The organism is Streptomyces sp. NPDC044106, assembly GCF_056433985.1.
Genome location: NZ_JBWKFZ010000009.1, coordinates 89834 through 107733, shown reverse-complemented (window position 1 = coordinate 107733; position 17900 = coordinate 89834). Strand labels below are relative to the sequence as shown.

General features: G+C 72.2%; 9 protein-coding genes. 8 read left to right on the top strand and 1 reads right to left on the bottom strand.

Annotation, left to right across the window (positions count from 1 at the left end):
• Nucleotides 1-41 precede the first annotated feature (41 nt).
• Complete coding sequence (locus AC07DI_RS17695) at nt 42-1295, bottom strand: nucleotide sugar dehydrogenase (RefSeq protein WP_384250338.1); 1254 nt, start codon at nt 1293-1295, stop codon at nt 42-44.
• Between the two features lie 228 nt (nt 1296-1523).
• On the opposite strand from AC07DI_RS17695, the gene AC07DI_RS17690 reads away from it, so the two are divergent.
• From AC07DI_RS17690 to AC07DI_RS17655, 8 genes are all read left to right on the top strand, one after another.
• Nucleotides 1524-3233: a glycerol-3-phosphate dehydrogenase/oxidase gene (locus AC07DI_RS17690; protein ID WP_478905168.1), complete on the top strand. Its 1710-nt coding sequence runs from the start codon at nt 1524-1526 to the stop codon at nt 3231-3233.
• A 432-nt stretch (nt 3234-3665) separates the two neighbouring features.
• Complete coding sequence (locus AC07DI_RS17685; protein ID WP_478905167.1) at nt 3666-5831, top strand: serine/threonine-protein kinase; 2166 nt, start codon at nt 3666-3668, stop codon at nt 5829-5831.
• 125 nt (nt 5832-5956) lie between these two features.
• On the top strand, nt 5957-8647 hold the full coding sequence (locus AC07DI_RS17680; RefSeq protein WP_478905166.1) for a protein kinase: 2691 nt from the start codon (nt 5957-5959) through the stop codon (nt 8645-8647).
• Nucleotides 8648-8779: 132 nt separating this feature from the next.
• On the top strand, nt 8780-10501 hold the full coding sequence (locus AC07DI_RS17675) for a serine/threonine-protein kinase (RefSeq protein ID WP_478905165.1): 1722 nt from the start codon (nt 8780-8782) through the stop codon (nt 10499-10501).
• Nucleotides 10502-10605: 104 nt separating this feature from the next.
• Entirely contained in the window at nt 10606-12276 is a 1671-nt protein-coding gene (locus AC07DI_RS17670; RefSeq protein WP_478905164.1) for a serine/threonine-protein kinase, read from the top strand.
• Between the two features lie 88 nt (nt 12277-12364).
• On the top strand, nt 12365-14119 hold the full coding sequence (locus AC07DI_RS17665; protein WP_478905163.1) for a serine/threonine-protein kinase: 1755 nt from the start codon (nt 12365-12367) through the stop codon (nt 14117-14119).
• A gap of 205 nt (nt 14120-14324) precedes the next feature.
• Nucleotides 14325-15941, top strand: coding sequence for a succinic semialdehyde dehydrogenase (locus AC07DI_RS17660; protein ID WP_478905162.1), 1617 nt, complete (start codon nt 14325-14327; stop codon nt 15939-15941).
• Between the two features lie 76 nt (nt 15942-16017).
• Entirely contained in the window at nt 16018-17841 is a 1824-nt protein-coding gene (locus tag AC07DI_RS17655) for a GMC oxidoreductase (RefSeq protein ID WP_478905161.1), read from the top strand.
• Nucleotides 17842-17900: the final 59 nt, after the last annotated feature.

Below are 17900 nucleotides of genomic sequence, written 5' to 3'. Positions count from 1 at the left end.
GGTATGCGTACCGGGGCCCTTCTTGCGTGCCCCTGTGCGTGTCACAGGCGGTGGGCCGCGCCCGCCGGGGTCGCGCCCCTGGTGTCGAGCAGGAGCTGGGCCTTCACCGCGAGGCCTTGCAGGTCGTACGTGCGGTGGTGCTGGAGCAGGATCGTGAGGTCGGCGTCGGCCGCGGCCTCGTAGAGCGAGTCCGCGCGCGGGACGGGGCGGCCGAGGATGCTCCAGTTGGGCACGTAGGGGTCGTGGTAGCTGACCGACGCGCCGAGTTCCATGAGGCGGGTGGCCACCTCCTGCGCGGGCGCGCCCTGCTGGTCGGCGAGGTCGGGCTTGTAGGTGACGCCGAGGAGCAGGACGCGGGCGCCGCGGGCGGACTTGCCGTGTTCGTTGAGGAGGGTCGCCGAGCGCTGGATGACGTACTGGGGCATGCGGTCGTTGACCTGCTGGGCCAGTTCGACCATGCGCAGGGGGCGGGCGCCGCGGGAGGGGTTCGGCACGTCGAGGGGGACGCCGTGGCCACCGACGCCGGGTCCTGGGCGGAAGGCCTGGAAGCCGAAGGGCTTGGTCTCGGCGCAGCGGATGACGTCCCACAGGTCGATGCTCAGGTCGTGGCAGAGCACGGCCATCTCATTGACCAGGGCCATGTTCACGTGCCGGTAGTTGGTCTCCAGGAGGTGCACGGTCTCGGCCTCGCGCGGGCCGCGCGCGCGGACGACCTTGTCGGTGAGGCGGCCGTAGAAGGCGGCGGCCGATTCGGTGCAGGCGGGGGTGAGGCCGCCGATGACCTTGGGGGTGCCCGCGTAGCCGTGGGTGCGGTTGCCGGGGTCGAGGCGGCCGGGGGAGTAGGCGAGGTGGAAGTCACGGCCGGCCCGCAGACCCGAGCCCGATTCGAGGATCGGACGGAGGAATTCCTCCGTGGTCCCCGGGTACGCGGGGGATTCGAGGATCACCGTGGTGTGCGGGCGCAGCCGTGCGGCCAGCGCCCGGGCGGCTTCGGCCACCTGGCTCAGGTCGAGTGAGCGGTCGGCGGCCGGCGGGGTGGGGGCGCAGATGACAGCGGTGCGGACCCGGCCGAGTTCGGCCGGGTTGACGGTCGGCCGGAAGCCTCCCGAGAGCATCCGGCGGACTTCGGCGGCGGTGAGGGTGCCTTCGGCGCCGTCGCACGGGAGCCGGCCGCCGGCCAGGTCGGCGGCGCGGACGGGGTCGTAGCCGATGGTGGCGATGCCGCGTGCGACGGCGGCCTGGGCGAGGGGCAGGCCGAGGTGGCCGAGACCGATGACGGCGAGATCTGCGGGCATGGCGGTGGGCCGTCCTCCCAATAGCCGGTGTGGGACGAGTGCGCAAGCCCTGTGGACAAGGCGGAGCAGCGCAATGTCAGACTAGGAGTAAATATGACCGATTTGCGGTATTGCGTTGCGTGGGGTTCCGGAGTGTTGTCCACAGGCCGGGGGTCACGATCAGCGGGCGGCGGGGAAATCTGGGCATGATGTGAGTCCGACCACACCCGAGCTCAACGGGAGGCAGCGGTGAGGACAGCGACACTGGGGCCGGCGGAGCGTGCCGAGTCACTTGCGGGAATGGCCGAGCGGGAGCTGGACGTCCTGGTGGTGGGTGCGGGCGTGGTCGGTGCGGGCACGGCGCTCGACGCGGTGACCCGAGGCCTGTCCACCGGCCTTGTCGAGGCGCGGGACTGGGCCTCGGGCACGTCGAGCCGGTCCAGCAAGCTGATCCACGGCGGCCTCCGCTATCTGGAGATGCTCGACTTCGCCCTCGTGCGGGAGGCGCTGAAGGAGCGCGGCCTGCTCCTGGAGCGGCTCGCCCCGCACCTCGTGAAGCCGGTGCCGTTCCTCTACCCCTTGCAGCACAAGGGCTGGGAGAGGTTGTACGCGGGCTCCGGCGTCGCCCTCTACGACGCCATGTCGATGTCGCGCGGACACGGCCGCGGCCTGCCCGTGCACCGCCACCTGACGCGCCGCCACGCCCTGCGCGTCGCCCCGTGTCTGAAGAAGGACGCCCTGGTCGGTGCCATGCAGTACTACGACGCGCAGATGGACGACGCGCGCTATGTGGCCACGCTGGTGCGCACCGCGTCGGCGTACGGCGCGAAGGTCGCCAACCGCGCCAAGGTCACCGGCTTCCTGCGCGAGGGCGAGCGGGTGGTCGGCGCCCGCGTGCAGGACGTGGAGGGCGGCGGGGAGTACGAGGTCCGGGCCAAGCAGATCGTGAACGCGACCGGCGTGTGGACGGACGACACCCAGGCGATGGTGGGCGAGCGCGGCCAGTTCCACGTCAGGGCGTCCAAGGGCATCCATCTGGTCGTGCCGAAGGACCGGATCAACGCGTCGACCGGACTGATCCTGCGGACCGAGAAGAGCGTCCTCTTCGTCATCCCATGGGGCCGGCACTGGATCGTGGGCACGACCGACACGGACTGGGACCTGGACAAGGCGCACCCGGCCGCCTCCAGCGCCGACATCGACTATCTCCTTGAGCACGTGAACTCGGTCCTCGCGGTGCCGCTCTCCCGGGACGACGTCCAGGGCGTGTACGCGGGGCTCCGCCCGCTGCTTGCCGGCGAGTCGGACGCCACGAGCAAGCTGTCCCGCGAGCACACGGTCGCGCACCCTGCACCCGGCCTCGTGGTCGTCGCGGGCGGCAAGTACACGACGTACCGCGTGATGGCCAAGGACGCCGTCGACGAGGCGGTGCACGGCCTCGACCAGCGCGTCGCCGAATGCGTCACGGAGGACATCCCGCTCGTCGGCGCCGAAGGGTACAAGGCGCTGTGGAACGCCCGGGCGAGGATCGCCGCGCGGACGGGCCTGCATGTGGTGCGAGTGGAGCACCTGTTGAACCGGTACGGCTCGCTGGCCGAGGAGGTGCTCGAACTCATCACCGCGGACCCGAAGCTCGGCGAGCCTCTGCCCGGAGCCGACGACTACCTCCGGGCCGAGATCGTTTACGCCGCGTCGCACGAGAGCGCCCGCCACCTCGACGACGTACTGACCCGGCGCACCCGCATCTCGATCGAGACGTTCGACCGGGGCACGCGCAGCGCCAGGGAGTGCGCCGAGCTGATGGCGCCCGTCCTCGGCTGGGACAAGGACCAGATCGAGCGGGAGGTGCAGCACTACGAGAAGCGGGTGGAGGCCGAGCGCGAGTCGCAGCGCCAGCCGGACGACCTCACGGCGGACGCGGCACGCCTGGGGGCGCCGGACATCGTGCCGCTCAACTAGGTCACGAGGGGGGGGCGGGGGCCGCGCCCATCCAGGGCACGGGGGCGGAACTCACCCGTCGGCACAGTCGATTCGCTCCCCAATGGGTCGGCATGTCCATGTTGGTCTGGAAGGTGACGACCCGTCGGCTCAACCGGCCGGTCCGCGTGCGGTACGGCTCCCGTGCGCCGGGGCCGAGGCCTTGCTTCGGCCGGTGACCAGCGGAAGAGTGGCGTCCGTGGCCGGATCCGCACGGCGCGGGCGGCCCGGCGGCACGCTGTCGAGCGGCGCCGTCCTCGTGCGCGGCCCATCATGAGAGGCGTGATGGGGGGCCGCGGACCATGTCTTGGGGGCCTGTGGACCCTGGGCGTCGGCCGGTCCTTGAGTAAGGGACAATGAAGGCTCTGTCAGGGCGGGTTGCTCGGGTAGCAGCGGTAGCAGCAGAGGGGACGCATGTCGGACGCGGAGCAGACGGGTGAGGCCCGTCGGGACAAGAGCGCACGTCTCCTCGCCGGCCGGTACCGGCTGGGAGAGGTGCTCGGCCGCGGCGGCATGGGCACCGTCTGGCGCGCCAAGGACGAAACCCTTGGCCGTACGGTCGCGGTGAAGGAGCTGCGGTTCCCCTCGAGCATCGACGAGGAGGAGAAGCGGCGGCTCATCACGCGGACGTTGCGCGAGGCGAAGGCGATCGCGCGGATCCGCAACACCAGCGCCGTCACCGTCTACGACGTGGTCGACGAGGACGACCGGCCGTGGATCGTGATGGAGCTGGTCGAGGGCAAGTCGCTCGCCGAGGTGATCCGTGAGGACGGACTGCTCACGCCGCGCCGGGCGGCCGAGGTCGGCCTCGCCGTACTCGACGTGCTGCGGTCCGCGCACCGCGAGGGCATCCTGCACCGCGACGTGAAGCCGTCGAACGTGCTGATCGCCGAGGACGGCCGGGTCGTCCTGACGGACTTCGGCATCGCCCAGGTCGAGGGCGACCCGTCGATCACCTCCACCGGCATGCTCGTCGGCGCGCCCTCGTACATCTCCCCGGAGCGCGCCCGCGGCCACAAGCCGGGGCCCGCGGCCGACATGTGGTCGCTGGGCGGCCTGCTGTACGCGGCCGTGGAGGGCGTCCCGCCGTACGACAAGGGGTCGGCCATCGCGACCCTCACCGCGGTGATGACCGAGGACGTCGAACAGCCCACGAACGCGGGCCCGTTGGAGAAGGTCATCTACGGCCTGCTCGCCAAGGACCCGGAGCAGCGGCTCGACGACGCGGGCGCGCGGGCGCTCCTCATGGACGTGATCCACTCTCCGGAGATCAAGCGGGAGCCGGAGCCGGTGGAGGCCACCAAGGTGGTGCCGCTGCCGCCGGTCCCGCCCGCGCCGTCGAAGTCACCGAAGGCGCAGAAGTCGCCGAGGACTCCGTGGGCCTCGAAGGCTCCCAAGGGCCCGAAGACTCCGCTGACCGACAGGCTGACCAAGCCGTCCAAGGCCGCAGGGGCCGCGGGGGCCGCTGGTGGGGCTGTCGGTGCCGCCGGGGCCGGTAGTGCTGTGGGTTCCGGCAGTTTGGGCGGTTCCGGCAATTCGAGCGTTGCCGGTAGCGCTGGTGGTTCCGGGAGTACCGGTACTTCCGGTGGGAAGGCCGGAGGCGCTTCCGGTGTCTCCGCCGTCGGGGCCGCCGCGGGGCGCACAGCCGAGGTCGCCGCCGACCGGCTGAAGGGCGCCGTGCAGTCGCTGCGCAAGGCAGCCGCCGCGCGCGCCGCGGGGACGTCCGCGTCCACGACGTCGCGCACCGGTTCGTCCGCGGGATCGCCGTCCGGTCCGGGGGGCCCGTCGTCGCGGCCGCCCGTCAAGGCGTCACTCACCGACGTGGTGCCGCGGCGGACGCTGGTGATCTTGTCCGTGGTGGTCGTGCTCGCGGTGCTCGGCACCGTGCTCGCCCTCGCGCTCGGTGACGACGGTTCCGGCAGCAAGGACAACAAGGGCGGCGACAAGGCCGCGTCCAGCGGGGCGAACGCGGGCGGCGACCAGAGCAAGGAAGCGGACAAGGGCGCCGGGAAGGAAGGGGACAAGGGAACCGCCGCGGGTACCGACGGCGACCGGTCCAAGGACCCCACGAAGGACGCGAGTTCCGACCCGGACAAGGGCAAGAAGGACGACCCGGGCAAGAACGACGGGGACAAGAAGCCGGGTGACGGCGCGGAGTCGACGTACAAGCACAGCCAGGGCTTCAAGATCGGGCTGCCGAAGGGGTGGAAGTACCAGTCCACGAGCGCCGCGGGCGCGCGGTTCGGCGGGCCCGACGGGCAGAAGCTGCTGCTCGGCTGGACGGGCACGCCCAAGGACGACCCGGTGCGCGACTGGAACAACCAGGAGAAGGGCATGGTCCGGTCGCAGTACCACCGGATCCGCATAGAGAAGGTGGGCTTCCGCGGCTGGAACACGGCGGACTGGGAGTTCACCTATGTCGACGGCGGGACCAAGTACCGGTCGATAGACCGTGGCTTCGTCGTCAACGACGGCCTCGGCTACGGAATGATGTACACGGCCAAGGCCGATGACTGGGGAAGCGCGAAGCGGCGCGACACATGGCGCACGTTCACCAGGACGTTCGAGCCGAAGTCCTAGCCCGAGATCTGGTATCCCTCATTGCGGTTCGCCTCCGGCACGTATCGTGAGTGCTTGCGGACCGTAAGCAGCCGCAACGAGCCACAAGACGAACGGATTTGACCACCGGGCGGACGGGAGGCGACGTGGACGACTATGCGGGACGGGTGCTGGCCGACCGCTACCGCCTGCCGCTGCCGCCCTCGGACGAGTACGAGTTCGCCGAGTCCCGCGCCTTCGACACGTACAGCGGGCAGGAAGTCCTGGTCCGCCAGGTGCCGTTACCCGAGATCGTCGAGGCCGAGGTGGTCGGCGAGGGCGGTCCTGCCGAGGCCGAGCCGGTCGTGGACGACCTGCCCGAGGGTTTCGTGCCGCGGGCGAGGACGGGCGGTAGCGGAGTGCGCAGGGCCGCGTCGCGCACGACGCGCAGGCCCACGGACCCGGCGGTGCGGCGCGCGATCGAGGCGGCGCAGACGGCCGCGCAGATACCGGACCACCCGCGCCTCGACCAGGTCTTCGACGTGTTCGCGGAGGGTGGCTCGCTGTGGATAGTCAGCGAGTTGGTGGCGGCGCGGCCCCTCGCGGCGCTCCTCGCCGACCGGCCGCTGAGTCCGTACCGGGCGGCCGAGGTCGCGGCGGACGTCCTCGCGGCGCTGCGGGTGCTGCACGCGTACGGCTGGGTGCACCGGAACATCACCGCGCGGACCGTGCTGATCTGCGACGACGGCCGGGTCATGCTGACGGGTCTGGCGGCCGGGGCGGCCGAGGAGGCGCTCTGCGGGTACGACCCGCGACCGGTGGAGGCGGGGGAGGCGGCAGGCTCGGCGGGGTCGGTCGGGAATGTGTCGGGGTACGGGGAGACGGGGGTCGCTGAGGCTTCCGGGGCCCCTGGGGCCTCTGGGGTTCCTGGGGTTCCTGGGGCCGCTGGTGTGGCCCGCGCATCACGTGCGCCCCGTGCGTCCGGTGCGTCCCGTGCGTGGGGTGAGTCCCGAGACGACGCCGGGGACATGTCTCTCGATCCCGCGCCGGAGTCCGCCGGGCGGGACGCGCGGGCCGGGGCCACCGGCGCCGTCGCGGCGTACCGCGCGGGGACGCGTGCCGCCGCGCGGGCGACCGGGGAGAGCGAGGCGGCGGCCGGGCGGATCCCGGACCCCTACGGCGTGGCGGAGACGAGGCCCTGGCACGGTGCTGTGCCGAGGGGCGGCGTCCCGGCCGCACGGAGCGCGTACGGGCACACGTACGAGAACGAGCCCACGCACCGGAACGAACCCACGCACGAAAACGAGCACGCGCACCAGGACGGGCCGGAGAGCGAGCCGGAGAGCCAGCCGGGGAATGGGCCGGAGAGCGGGCCGGGGAACGGGCGCGGGGCCTGGGACGAAGGTCCCGCCGAAGGGGCCGTCCGCGGCCCCACCACCGCTCTCGCCGCCGAGCGCGCCCGCCACGCGCGCATGGTCGTCGTCGGCGCCGTCACTGAGCGGTGGGCGCCCGAGCAGGCAGGGCCCGTGCACGAGAACTGGCAGCTGGCCGCACCGATCGGCCCCGCCACCGACCTGTGGGCCCTGGGCGCGCTGCTGTTTCGTGCCGTGCAGGGCCATGCCCCGTATCCGGAGGACAGCACGGCCGAACTCGTCCAGCTCGTGTGCGCCGAGCCGCCCGCCTTCGCCGAGGAGTGCGGGCCGTTGCGGCCGGTCGTCGAGTCGTTGCTGCGTCAGGACCCGACGGACCGGCTCGACTTCGAGGAGCTGAGCGGCTGGCTGCGCTCCCTCGTGCGCTCCGCGCCCGAGCCGGAAGCCGGTGCGCATGTCGTACCGGTCCCGGCGTACGACGCGGGACGGCTGCCTGTCGTACGCCGACGGGGCGAGGTCGTCCGCAGGCGGCGCGGAGGCGTGGTGGCAGGTGCCGCGGGGAGCGGGCCGGGGGCACACGGGCGCCACAAGCGCGGGAAGGGCCGAAGCGGGAAGGGCAGGGGCGCCAAGGGCGCAGGCGGCAAGGGGCTGCTCCCTCCGCAGGCGCCGAGGGAGACCGGGACGGTGGAGGAACCCCGGCTGTCCCACGAGCCGGAGCTGCCCCGCGAGCCGCGCGCCCCGGGCCGTCCCCGTTCGCTGGGGAAGCTGCTGCTGATCGCCATCCTCCTGGGACTCGCGGCGGCCGTCGTGTACGCCATGGTGTTCATGCCCAAGAGCGGTGACCATGCTTCGGGTGACCGTACGGGGGCCGCGGGCGAGGTCGGTTCGGCGCCGGACGCGAGCAACGGGACAGGCACCGGCCCCGGCGGGAACGAGGGCAGCTCCAAGAACAAGAACAAGGAGAACGACAAGGGCAAGGGCAAGGACGGCAAGAACCCCAGTTCGCAGGAGCCGCAGACCGGCGCGCCCGAACTCCCGCGAGGCTTCACCCTGCGCAAGGACCCCGAAGGCTTCCACGTCGCCGTCGCGAGCGGCTGGGACCGGCAGCCCAAGAACGGCCGGGGCCAGGTCCGGTACACGCACGGCGATTTCGAGCTGCTCCTGGTCCCCGGCCGCGACACCACCGACGGGTACGGCAGCGACCCGATGAAGTACCAGCGCGAGCACGAGCGCGAGTTGCAGCCGTTCCGCGACTCCTCCTGGGCGACCTCCAGCGGTATGCGGCGCATCGACGTCGGCGGACGGACCATGGCGGAAGGCCAGTTCACCTGGCAGGACGGCGCGGGCCGCGAGGTCTTCGTACGCAATCTCGCGATGGTCGTCGGCGGGAAGTACCACGTGGTGCAGGTGCGCGGGCCCGAGGCCGAACGGGACGAGGTGACGCGGCTCTACGAGCAGGCCTCGGCCACTTATCGGGTCACGGACTGAGCCGATTCCGGCACTTTGGACATGCACGGCATGCGTCACAGTGCGGTCTCCTAAGCCCCCCTGTGGTTCCCTGCACGTCGCCCGCTCCTTAACCTGGGCGGGACCAGACCATTGCGGGGGAACGTGAATCAGATGCAGGGCCAGCTCCTCGCGGGCCGCTACCGACTCGCTGAATCCATCGGGCGCGGTGGCATGGGACGGGTGTGGCGCGCGCAGGACGAGGTGCTGCACCGGGCCGTCGCCGTCAAGGAGCTGACGGCCGCCCAGTTCGTGCAGGAGGCCGACCGCGCCGTCCTCTTCACACGTACGCAGACGGAGGCGCGCGCCGCCGCCCGCATCAACCACCCCGCCGTCGTCACCGTCCACGACGTCATCGAGTACGACGACCGGCCCTGGATCGTGATGGAACTCGTCGAGGGCCGCTCGCTGGCCGACGCCGTCAAGGACGACGGCCGCGTCGAGCCCACGGAGGCCGCCCGCATCGGCTTGTGGACCCTCAAGGCCCTGCGCGCCGCGCACGCCGCCGGAGTCCTGCACCGTGACGTCAAGCCCGGCAACGTCCTGCTCTCCGACGACCGGCGCATCCTGCTCACCGACTTCGGGATCGCCGCGATCGAGGGGGACTCGACGATCACGCGGACCGGTGAAGTCGTCGGCTCCGTGGACTACCTGGCGCCCGAGCGGGTCAGCGGCGGCAACCCCGGCCCCGCCTCCGACCTGTGGGCGCTCGGCGCCACGCTGTACACGGCGGTCGAGGGGCACTCGCCCTTCCGGCGCACGTCACCGCTCGGCACGATGCAGGCCGTGGTGACGGAGGAACCTGCGCCGCCGCGGTACGCGGGTGTCCTCGGGCCGGTCATCGGCGCGCTGCTGCACAAGGACCCGCAGGCCCGGCCGAGCGCCGAGGAGGCCGAGCTGATGCTGGCCCAGGCCGCGGAGGGCAGGCCTCCGCAGCAGGCGCACGCGTACGTCCCGACGCAGGCGCACCCGGCCGAAGGCCCGCAGCCCGCCACCGGCACGCAGTCCGCCAACGGCCCCCAGCCCACCACCGGCCCGTACGCGGTCGCGCAAGGGCACGCGCATCAAGCACCCTCCGAACCTCACACGCCCACCCACATCCCCTCCCCGTACACGCACGCCACGCACCCCCAGGCCCCCACGCCCCACGGCTACGACCCCACCCCGGTCCCCGGCAGCGGCGGCGGCGATCTCCACACCCTCGCCCACCAGGGAGCCGCGCACCCGCGCCGCCGCCGACGCTGGCCCGCGATCGCCGCCCTCGCCGTCGTGGCCGCGCTGCTCGGCGGCGGTGGCGTGCTCGGCTACCTGCGCTTCGCCGACGCCGGTACGAAGGACCGGGGCCCGGGCGCGAGCGAGGGGCCGGCCAGGGTGGTGGGCGGCATCCCCGACGACTGGCAGCGGGTGAAGGACCCCGAGGGCTTCAGCCTCAGGCTGCCCAGAAACTGGAAGCGCGAGGCGAACGGCAACCAGATCGACTACACGCCCGACGGGGGCCGCCGCTTCCTGCGCATCGCTGTCGACAAGAACCCGCAGTCCGAGAGCCCGTACGCGCACCAGGTGGCGCTGGAGAAGAACCTGCGGGTGAAGCTCCCCGGGTACCGGCGGCTGGAAATGAACTCCAACACGTTCCGCGACCAGCACGGCGCCCTCTGGGAGTTCAGCTGGAAGGCGGGCGCCAACGACACCACGGCGGGGCCGCGCCGCGCCATCTCGCAGTCCTATGTCAGCCGTGACGGCGTCGAGTACGTGCTCTACATGTCGGCTCCGGCCGCGAACTGGGCGGCCACGCGGGAGCAGTTCGACGCGATGGTCCTCGGGTGGCGTGAGCCCTGAGCACGTACGCCCACCTCTGAGGTGCCTGATGGCAGCGGCCGGAACCGGCCCCGCCGATCGCTCGCACCCGTACCGTTCGCGCACGTGTGGGGCATGATGGCCGCATGGGGAGCCTGGGAGACCACGCCGGCGGGGCGGGCGCCGGTGGGGACGACGCCCGTGTGATCGCGGGACGTTACCGCCTGGAGTCGCCGCTCGGCCGGGGTGGCATGGGGGTCGTGTGGCGCGCCACCGATCTGCTCCTGGCACGCCAGGTCGCGGTCAAGGAGCTTGCGCGCGACGAGACGCTCTCCGACGCCGAGGCGGAGGGCCGGCGAGAGCGGACCCTGCGCGAGGCACGGGCGGTGGCGCAGCTGCGGCATCCGCATGTCATCGTCGTCCACGACGTCGTCGTGCAGGACGAACAGCCGTACATCGTCATGGAATTGATCGAGGGCGGCTCGCTGGCCGGGCGGATCGCGCGGAGCGGCCCGCTGGACGCGCTCACCGTCGCCCGGATGGGCATCGACCTGCTCGGCGCCCTGGGCACCGCGCACGAGGCGGGCATCCTGCACCGCGACCTCAAGCCCGCCAACGTACTCCTGGAGCGGGCGACCGGCCGTGTCGTGCTCACCGACTTCGGGATCGCGCAGCTGACCGGGGCGACGACGCTCACGGAGGTCGGCTCGTTCGTCGGCTCGCCCGAGTTCACCGCGCCCGAGCGGATGGCGGGGGAGCGGACGGGGCCCGAGTCCGACCTGTGGTCGCTCGGCGCGCTCCTGGCCACCGCGCTTGCCGGTGAGTCGCCGTTCCGCCGCGACTCGATCGGCGGGGTCCTGCACGCGGTCGTCTACGACGAGATACGGCCGCCCGCGGCCGCCGCGCCGCTGCTGCCCGTGGTGCTCGGCCTCCTGGAGCGCGACCCGGAGCGCCGCCTCGACGCGAGCGAGGCGGAGGAACTGCTGCGGGCGTACGTCGAGACGGGGCGGATGCCTGCGGTGGCGCGGGAGAGACCGGGGTCCGGGCGGCCGGGGCGGCCGGGGCTGCACGGGCTTCCGGGGTGGCCGGGGCGGGGCGGGCATCCGCCGACCCAGCGGGACATCCCGGTGGCCCTGCCCGCGGCTCTGCCGACGGCGGCGCCCGCGAAGCCGTACGGCGGGCACGGCCGGATCGTCCTGATCGCCGCCGCGCTCGTGGCCGCCGTCGCGGGCGCCGGTGCCAGCGCCGCGCTGCTGCTGAGCAGGGAAGATGACGCCAACGGCACACCGCCCGCCGCGTCTTCCGCCACGCCCCACGGTGCGCCGACGCCCACAGTCACCGTCACGTCCCCGTCGGCGCGACCGTCCTCGCCCCAGGCGCCCAAGGGCTACCGCATCGCGAACGACCCCAGGGGCTTCGCGCTGGCCGTCCCCGAAGGCTTCCGGCGCGAGATCGACGGCCCCCGCGTCTTCTACGTCTCGCCCGACGGCACGTACCGCATCGGCATCAAGGAGACGGGCCGCGAGCCCGGCGGCCCACTCGCCGCACAGCGCCGCGCCGACGCCGCGGGGCCGCGGAACAACCCCGGCTACCGCGGCGGCAGGATCACGGAGACCACGCGCAACGGCAGACCGGCCGCGCTGTGGGAGTTCACCTGGGACGGCTTCACCGCGGCGGAGGGCGACCGGCACACGTTCGACCTGTGCTGGGAGGAGGGCGGCCGGATGTTCGACGTGTGGGTGTCGGCGCCTGTCGGGGAGGCGGCGCAGGCGCGGCGGTACTTCGACGCGGCGGTGGACACGTTCGTACGCAGGTGAGCCCGGCGGTGTGCCGCGTGCATCACCCCGGTCACAAGTGGGGGGCCTGGCTGGATACCGAGGTGCCCGGCACGGTACTCATGGGGGCATGAGTAATGACGGGGGAGCCTCCTACGGGCCGTACGAACCCACCAGTTTCGGCCTTCAGCCACCGCAACAGCCGGGTGTACCGGGGCAACCCGGCCACGTGGGCGGCGCACACCCCGGCAACCCGTACGCGCAGCCGCAGCCCCAGTCACAACCGCAGCAGCCGCCCGCACCTCAGCCCGTCCCGGTCGTGCCGGACCAAGCGTCCGGCTCCGGCTCCGGTTCCAGCCCCGGCTCCGAACCCGAGCCGGGCGCCGGGCGGCTGATCGCGGGCCGCTACCGGCTGCTGGCCAAGCTCGGCCACGGCGGCATGGGAACGGTGTGGCGCGCCAAGGACGAGACGGTGGACCGCGAGGTCGCGGTGAAGGAGCCGCGCGTCCCCGACCACCTCCCGAAGCGCGAGCGGGCCAACGTCTTCGAGCGGATGCGCCGCGAGGCACGGGCCGCGGCCCGCCTCGACCACCCGGCCGTGGTGAACGTCCACGACGTGGCGGTGGAGGACGGTCAGCCGTGGATCGTGATGGAGCTGGTCCGGGGGCGCTCGCTCGGCGCCGCACTGCAGGAGGGCACGTTGGACGCCCGCGAGGCCGCGCGCGTCGGTCTCGACGTCCTGAACGCCCTGGACGCCGCGCACCAGGCGGGCATCCTGCACCGTGACGTGAAGCCGGACAACGTCATGCTGGGCCGGTACGACCGCGTCGTCCTCACCGACTTCGGCATCGCCCAGATCGAGGGCGAGACCAACCTGACGGACACGGGCGGCTTTGTCGGCTCGCCCGAATTCATCGCCCCGGAGCGGGTGCTTGGCCGACGCCCCGGTCCGGCCTCCGACCTCTGGTCGCTGGGCGTCGTCCTGTACGCGGCGACCGAGGGCGTCTCGCCGTTCCGCCGCAACAACACCCCGGCGACGCTCCAGTCGGTGCTCAACGCGACGCCCGCCGCACCTGCCTCCGCCTCGGGCCCGCTCGCGGAGGCGATCAACCGGCTGCTGGTCAAGGACCCGGCACAGCGCCCGAACGCGGCACAAGTACGCGCCCTCCTTGAGGAGGCCGCGAAGCCGCCGCAGCCGACGCCGACACAGGTCGTCACCGTCGCGGGTGACGGCCGCGACCGCAGCGGCATCCGTGGCGGAAAGGGCGTCTTCCTGAGCCGCAAGGCGCTCGCTGTCGTCGCCGGTGTGGTCGTCGCGGCGGTGGCGGCGGGCGTACTGGTGGCCGTGAACCCCTTCGGGGGCTCGGGGACGGAGGCCTGGAAGGAGCACCAGGCGAAGATCGTCGAGGCCACCCTCTCCGCGCCCGAGCACTATGTGGAGAGCAAGCCGAAGGCCACGGACACGGACAAGTCCTGGATCAGGTACACCGATCCGAGCGGCGCCGTCTTCATCACGCTCGACCGCGCCGAGAAGGCGAACACCTCGCTGGAGATCGCCGGTACGGCGGCGGCCCAGGCCTACGCCGACGTGGAGAACTTCGAGGAGAGCGGGGACACGACGTACAGCAGCATGTCCAGCGACCCCGCTCCGCGCGGCACGACGAAGGAGACGAAGTACCAGGGGCGGAGCTCCGCGGAGAACACGATCACGTACACCGACTCGAACTCCACGCTGCCGCACGAGGCCAAGATCTTCTACTACCGGACCAAGTCCGGCGACATGTACCGGCTCTGGATCGACTATCCCGGCAAGGGCGACTTCACCGAACGCGGTCGCGACGTGGCAAGGACCGCCATCGAGAAGCTGGAGATCGACGAGCGCTGAGCCGTGTCGTCGCGGGGATCGCTCCACACGGATCGCTCCACACGGATCGCTCCACGCGCCTGCGGCAACTTTCCGTGGCCACTCCCCGCGACAACGCCCTGATCAGCGGCTTTGACGCCAGCAATCACTGGCGTTGTATGAGTGACCCGTGAACCCCGTTACCGATGGGTACCCAAATCCCTGGCGTAGGCCTACTCTCACGAGCATGACGGACTCGCAGGCCACCGCAGCGCCCCTCGGAACGAACCCGACCGCCCCGGCCCCCGCAGGCGCGCGCACCGCCGCCGACGTGGTCACGCCCGAGCTGATCGCCCAGCTCACCCGTGACGTCATCGGTTCGGGGCGGACGGCCAACCACACGCCGCTGACCGGCGAGAAGCTGGCCGACCTGCCCGAGTCCACCCCCGAGGACGTCGCCACCGCCTTCGAGCGGGCCCGCACCGCGCAGACCGCCTGGGCGAGGACCCCGGTGAAGCAGCGCGCCGCCGTCCTCCTGCGCTTCCACGACCTGGTGCTCCAGCGCCAGGCCGAGGTCCTCGACCTGATCCAGCTGGAGACCGGCAAGGCCCGCCTGCACGCCCACGAGGAGATCCAGGCCGTCGCGGTCGCCGCCCGGCACTACGGCCGCAAGGCCCCCGCGTACCTGAGCCCCAAGCGGCACACCGGCGTCGTCCCGGTCCTCACCAAGGTCACCGAGAACCGCCAGCCGCGCGGTGTCGTCGGGCAGATAGCCCCCTGGAATTACCCCTTCGAGCTGTCCATCGGCGACGCGCTGCCCGCCCTCGTCGCGGGCAACGCCCTGGTGATGAAGCCCGACACGGAGACCTGCCTCACCGCCCTGTGGGCCCGCGACCTGATCATCGAGGCGGGCCTGCCGTCCGAGGTCTTCCAGGTCGTCCTCGGCGAGGGCCCGGTCGTCGGCCCCGAGCTCGTCAGCCGCGCCGACTACGTCTCCTTCACCGGCTCCACCCGCACGGGCCGCGAGGTCGCCCAGGGCGCCGCGGCCCGCCTGGTCGGCGTCTCCCTCGAACTCGGCGGCAAGAACGCCATGCTGGTGCTGCACGACGCCGACGTCGACAAGGCCGCCGCGGGCGCGGTGCGCGCCTGCTTCTCGTCCGCGGGTCAGCTGTGCATCTCCATCGAGCGGCTGTACGTCCACGAGTCCATAGCCGACCGCTTCGTGGAGCGCTTCGCGGAGCGGACGAGGGCGATGCGCCTCGGCACGTCCCTCGCGTACGGCGCCGACATGGGCTCCCTCGTCGGCGAACGGCAGCTGGAGACCGTGACCCGGCACGTCGAGGAGGCCGTCGCCAAGGGCGCCACGCTGGTCGCGGGCGGCGTCGCGCGCCCGGACATCGGCCCCTACTTCTTCGAGCCGACCATCCTGGACGGCGTCGAGGCCCCGATGTCGGTCTGCACCGAGGAGACCTTCGGCCCCGTCGTCTCCCTCTACCGCTTCACCGACGAGAACGAGGCGGTCGAGCTCGCCAACGCCACCCCGTACGGCCTCAATTCCTCGGTCTGGACGAAGGACGCGAAGCGTGGCCGCCAGGTCGCGGCCCGCCTGCGCACCGGCACGGTCAACGTCAACGAAGGGTTCGCGCCCGCCTACGGCAGCGTGCAGTCCCCGATGGGCGGCATGAAGGACTCCGGCCTCGGCCGACGGCACGGCTCCGAGGGCATCCTCAAGTTCACCGAGGCGCAGACCGTCGCCACCCAGCGCGTCATGCCGCTGGCGCCGTCCTTCGGCCTGGACGACGAGAAGTACGCGGCGTTCATGAACACGAGCCTGAAGGTCATGAAGGCGTTCCGGCTGCGCTAGCAGCGTCCCGTAAGGGGCGTGGGGAGCTGCGCGCTCAGCCACCATCGGCCCGCGCGTTTTCATATGAGGAGAGTCAATGTCACAGGAGAGCTCTGCCCAGAACCAGGGCGCCGACGTGTCCGACGACGCGTACGACTACGACGTCATCGTCGTAGGCAGCGGCTTCGGCGGTGCCGTCTCCGCGCTGCGCCTCACGGAGAAGGGCTACCGCGTCGGCGTCCTGGAAGCGGGCCGCCGCTTCACGCGCGCGACGCTGCCCAAGAACTCCTGGGACATCAAGAACTACCTCTGGGCGCCCGCGCTCGGCCTCTTCGGCATCCAGCGCATTCACCTGCTCGGCAACGTGATGGTCCTCGCGGGCGCCGGGGTCGGCGGCGGCTCGCTGAACTACGCCAACACCCTCTACGTACCGCCCGCGCCGTTCTTCAACGATCCGCAGTGGAAGGACATCACGGACTGGCAGGACGAGCTGCACCCCTACTACGAGCAGGCCAAGCGCATGCTCGGGGTGCGGCTCAACCCGACGACGACGCCCTCGGACGTCCACCTGAAGGCCACCGCCCAGGCGATGGGGGTCGGCGACAGCTTCCACATGGCACCCGTCGGCGTCTTCTTCGGTGACGCGAAGGACGCGGACGGTCGTACAACGGCCGGGCCGGGCCAGGAAGTTCCCGACCCCTACTTCGGCGGCGCGGGCCCGTCCCGCAGGGCCTGCACCGAGTGCGGCGAGTGCATGACCGGCTGCCGGCACGGCGCGAAGAACACCCTCAACGAGAACTACCTGTACCTCGCGGAGAAGGCCGGCGCGGTCGTCCACCCGATGACGTCGGTCGTCGCCGTCACCGAGGACTCGCGGGGCGGCTTCGCCGTCGCGACGCTGCCCACCGACGACAAGCGGAAGGGCCGGGGCCGGACGTTCAAGGCCCGCAAGGTCGTCATCGCCGCAGGCACGTACGGCACCCAGACCCTCCTGCACCGTATGAAGGACTCCGGCCTGCTCCCGCGGATCTCGAAGCGGCTCGGCACACTCACCCGAACCAACTCCGAGGCCCTGGTGGGCGCCCAGACCACCGACCGCCGCTACCGCAAGCGCCACGGCGCTGCGAAGGCCGACTTCACCCAGGGCGTCGCGATCACCTCGTCGATCCACCCGGACGCCAACACGCACATCGAGCCCGTCCGCTACGGCAAGAAGTCCAACGCGATGGGCAGCCTGACGCTGCTCCAGGTCCCGTACAGCCTCAAGGGCGGCAAGCACCGCGTCGGCGGCTGGCTCGGCAACATGGCGCGCCACCCGCTCCTCGCCGTGCGCTCGCTCTCCAACCGGCGCTGGTCGGAGCGGTCCATCATCGGCCTCGTCATGCAGTCGCTCGACAACTCCCTGACCACGTACCGCAAGGAGAAGGGGCTCGGAAAGGGCCTGCTCACCGCCCGCCAGGGCCACGGCGCGCCCAACCCCGACCAGATTCCCGAGGCCACGCGCGCGGCGACCCTCCTCGCCCAGGAGATCAACGGCTTCCCCGGTTCGAACATCGGCGAGCTCATGGGCACCCCGCTGACCGCGCACTTCCTCGGCGGCTGCCCCATCGGCGACTCGGCGGAGACCGGCGTCATCGACCCCTACCACCGGCTCTACGGCCACCCCGGGATCTCGGTCGTCGACGGCGCCGCGGTCTCCGCCAACCTGGGCGTCAACCCGTCCCTGACGATCACCGCGCAGGCCGAGCGCGCGATGTCGTTCTGGCCCAACAAGGGCGGCGAGGACCCGCGTCCGGCGCAGGGCCTGCGGTACGTACGGGTGGCGGCCGTCGAGCCGAAGACCCCGGCGGTCCCCGCGGACGCCTTCGGCGCGCTGAAGCTGCCGTTCCTGGGGATGCCGGCGGTGCCGCCCAAGAAGTAGCCCGCGGTGCCGCCCAGGAAGTAGCCCGCGGTGCCGCCCAGGAAGTAGCCCGCGGTGCC

What these genes read in the sequence shown, in the direction of transcription:
- AC07DI_RS17695 (WP_384250338.1), bottom strand. Translation starts at nt 1,295, where the DNA reads ATGCCCGCAGATCTCGCCGTCATCGGTCTCGGCCACCTCGGCCTGCCC.
- AC07DI_RS17685 (WP_478905167.1), top strand. Translation starts at nt 3,666, where the DNA reads ATGTCGGACGCGGAGCAGACGGGTGAGGCCCGTCGGGACAAGAGCGCA.
- AC07DI_RS17675 (WP_478905165.1), top strand. Translation starts at nt 8,780, where the DNA reads ATGCAGGGCCAGCTCCTCGCGGGCCGCTACCGACTCGCTGAATCCATC.
- AC07DI_RS17670 (WP_478905164.1), top strand. Translation starts at nt 10,606, where the DNA reads ATGGGGAGCCTGGGAGACCACGCCGGCGGGGCGGGCGCCGGTGGGGAC.
- AC07DI_RS17665 (WP_478905163.1), top strand. Translation starts at nt 12,365, where the DNA reads ATGAGTAATGACGGGGGAGCCTCCTACGGGCCGTACGAACCCACCAGT.
- AC07DI_RS17660 (WP_478905162.1), top strand. Translation starts at nt 14,325, where the DNA reads ATGACGGACTCGCAGGCCACCGCAGCGCCCCTCGGAACGAACCCGACC.
- AC07DI_RS17655 (WP_478905161.1), top strand. Translation starts at nt 16,018, where the DNA reads ATGTCACAGGAGAGCTCTGCCCAGAACCAGGGCGCCGACGTGTCCGAC.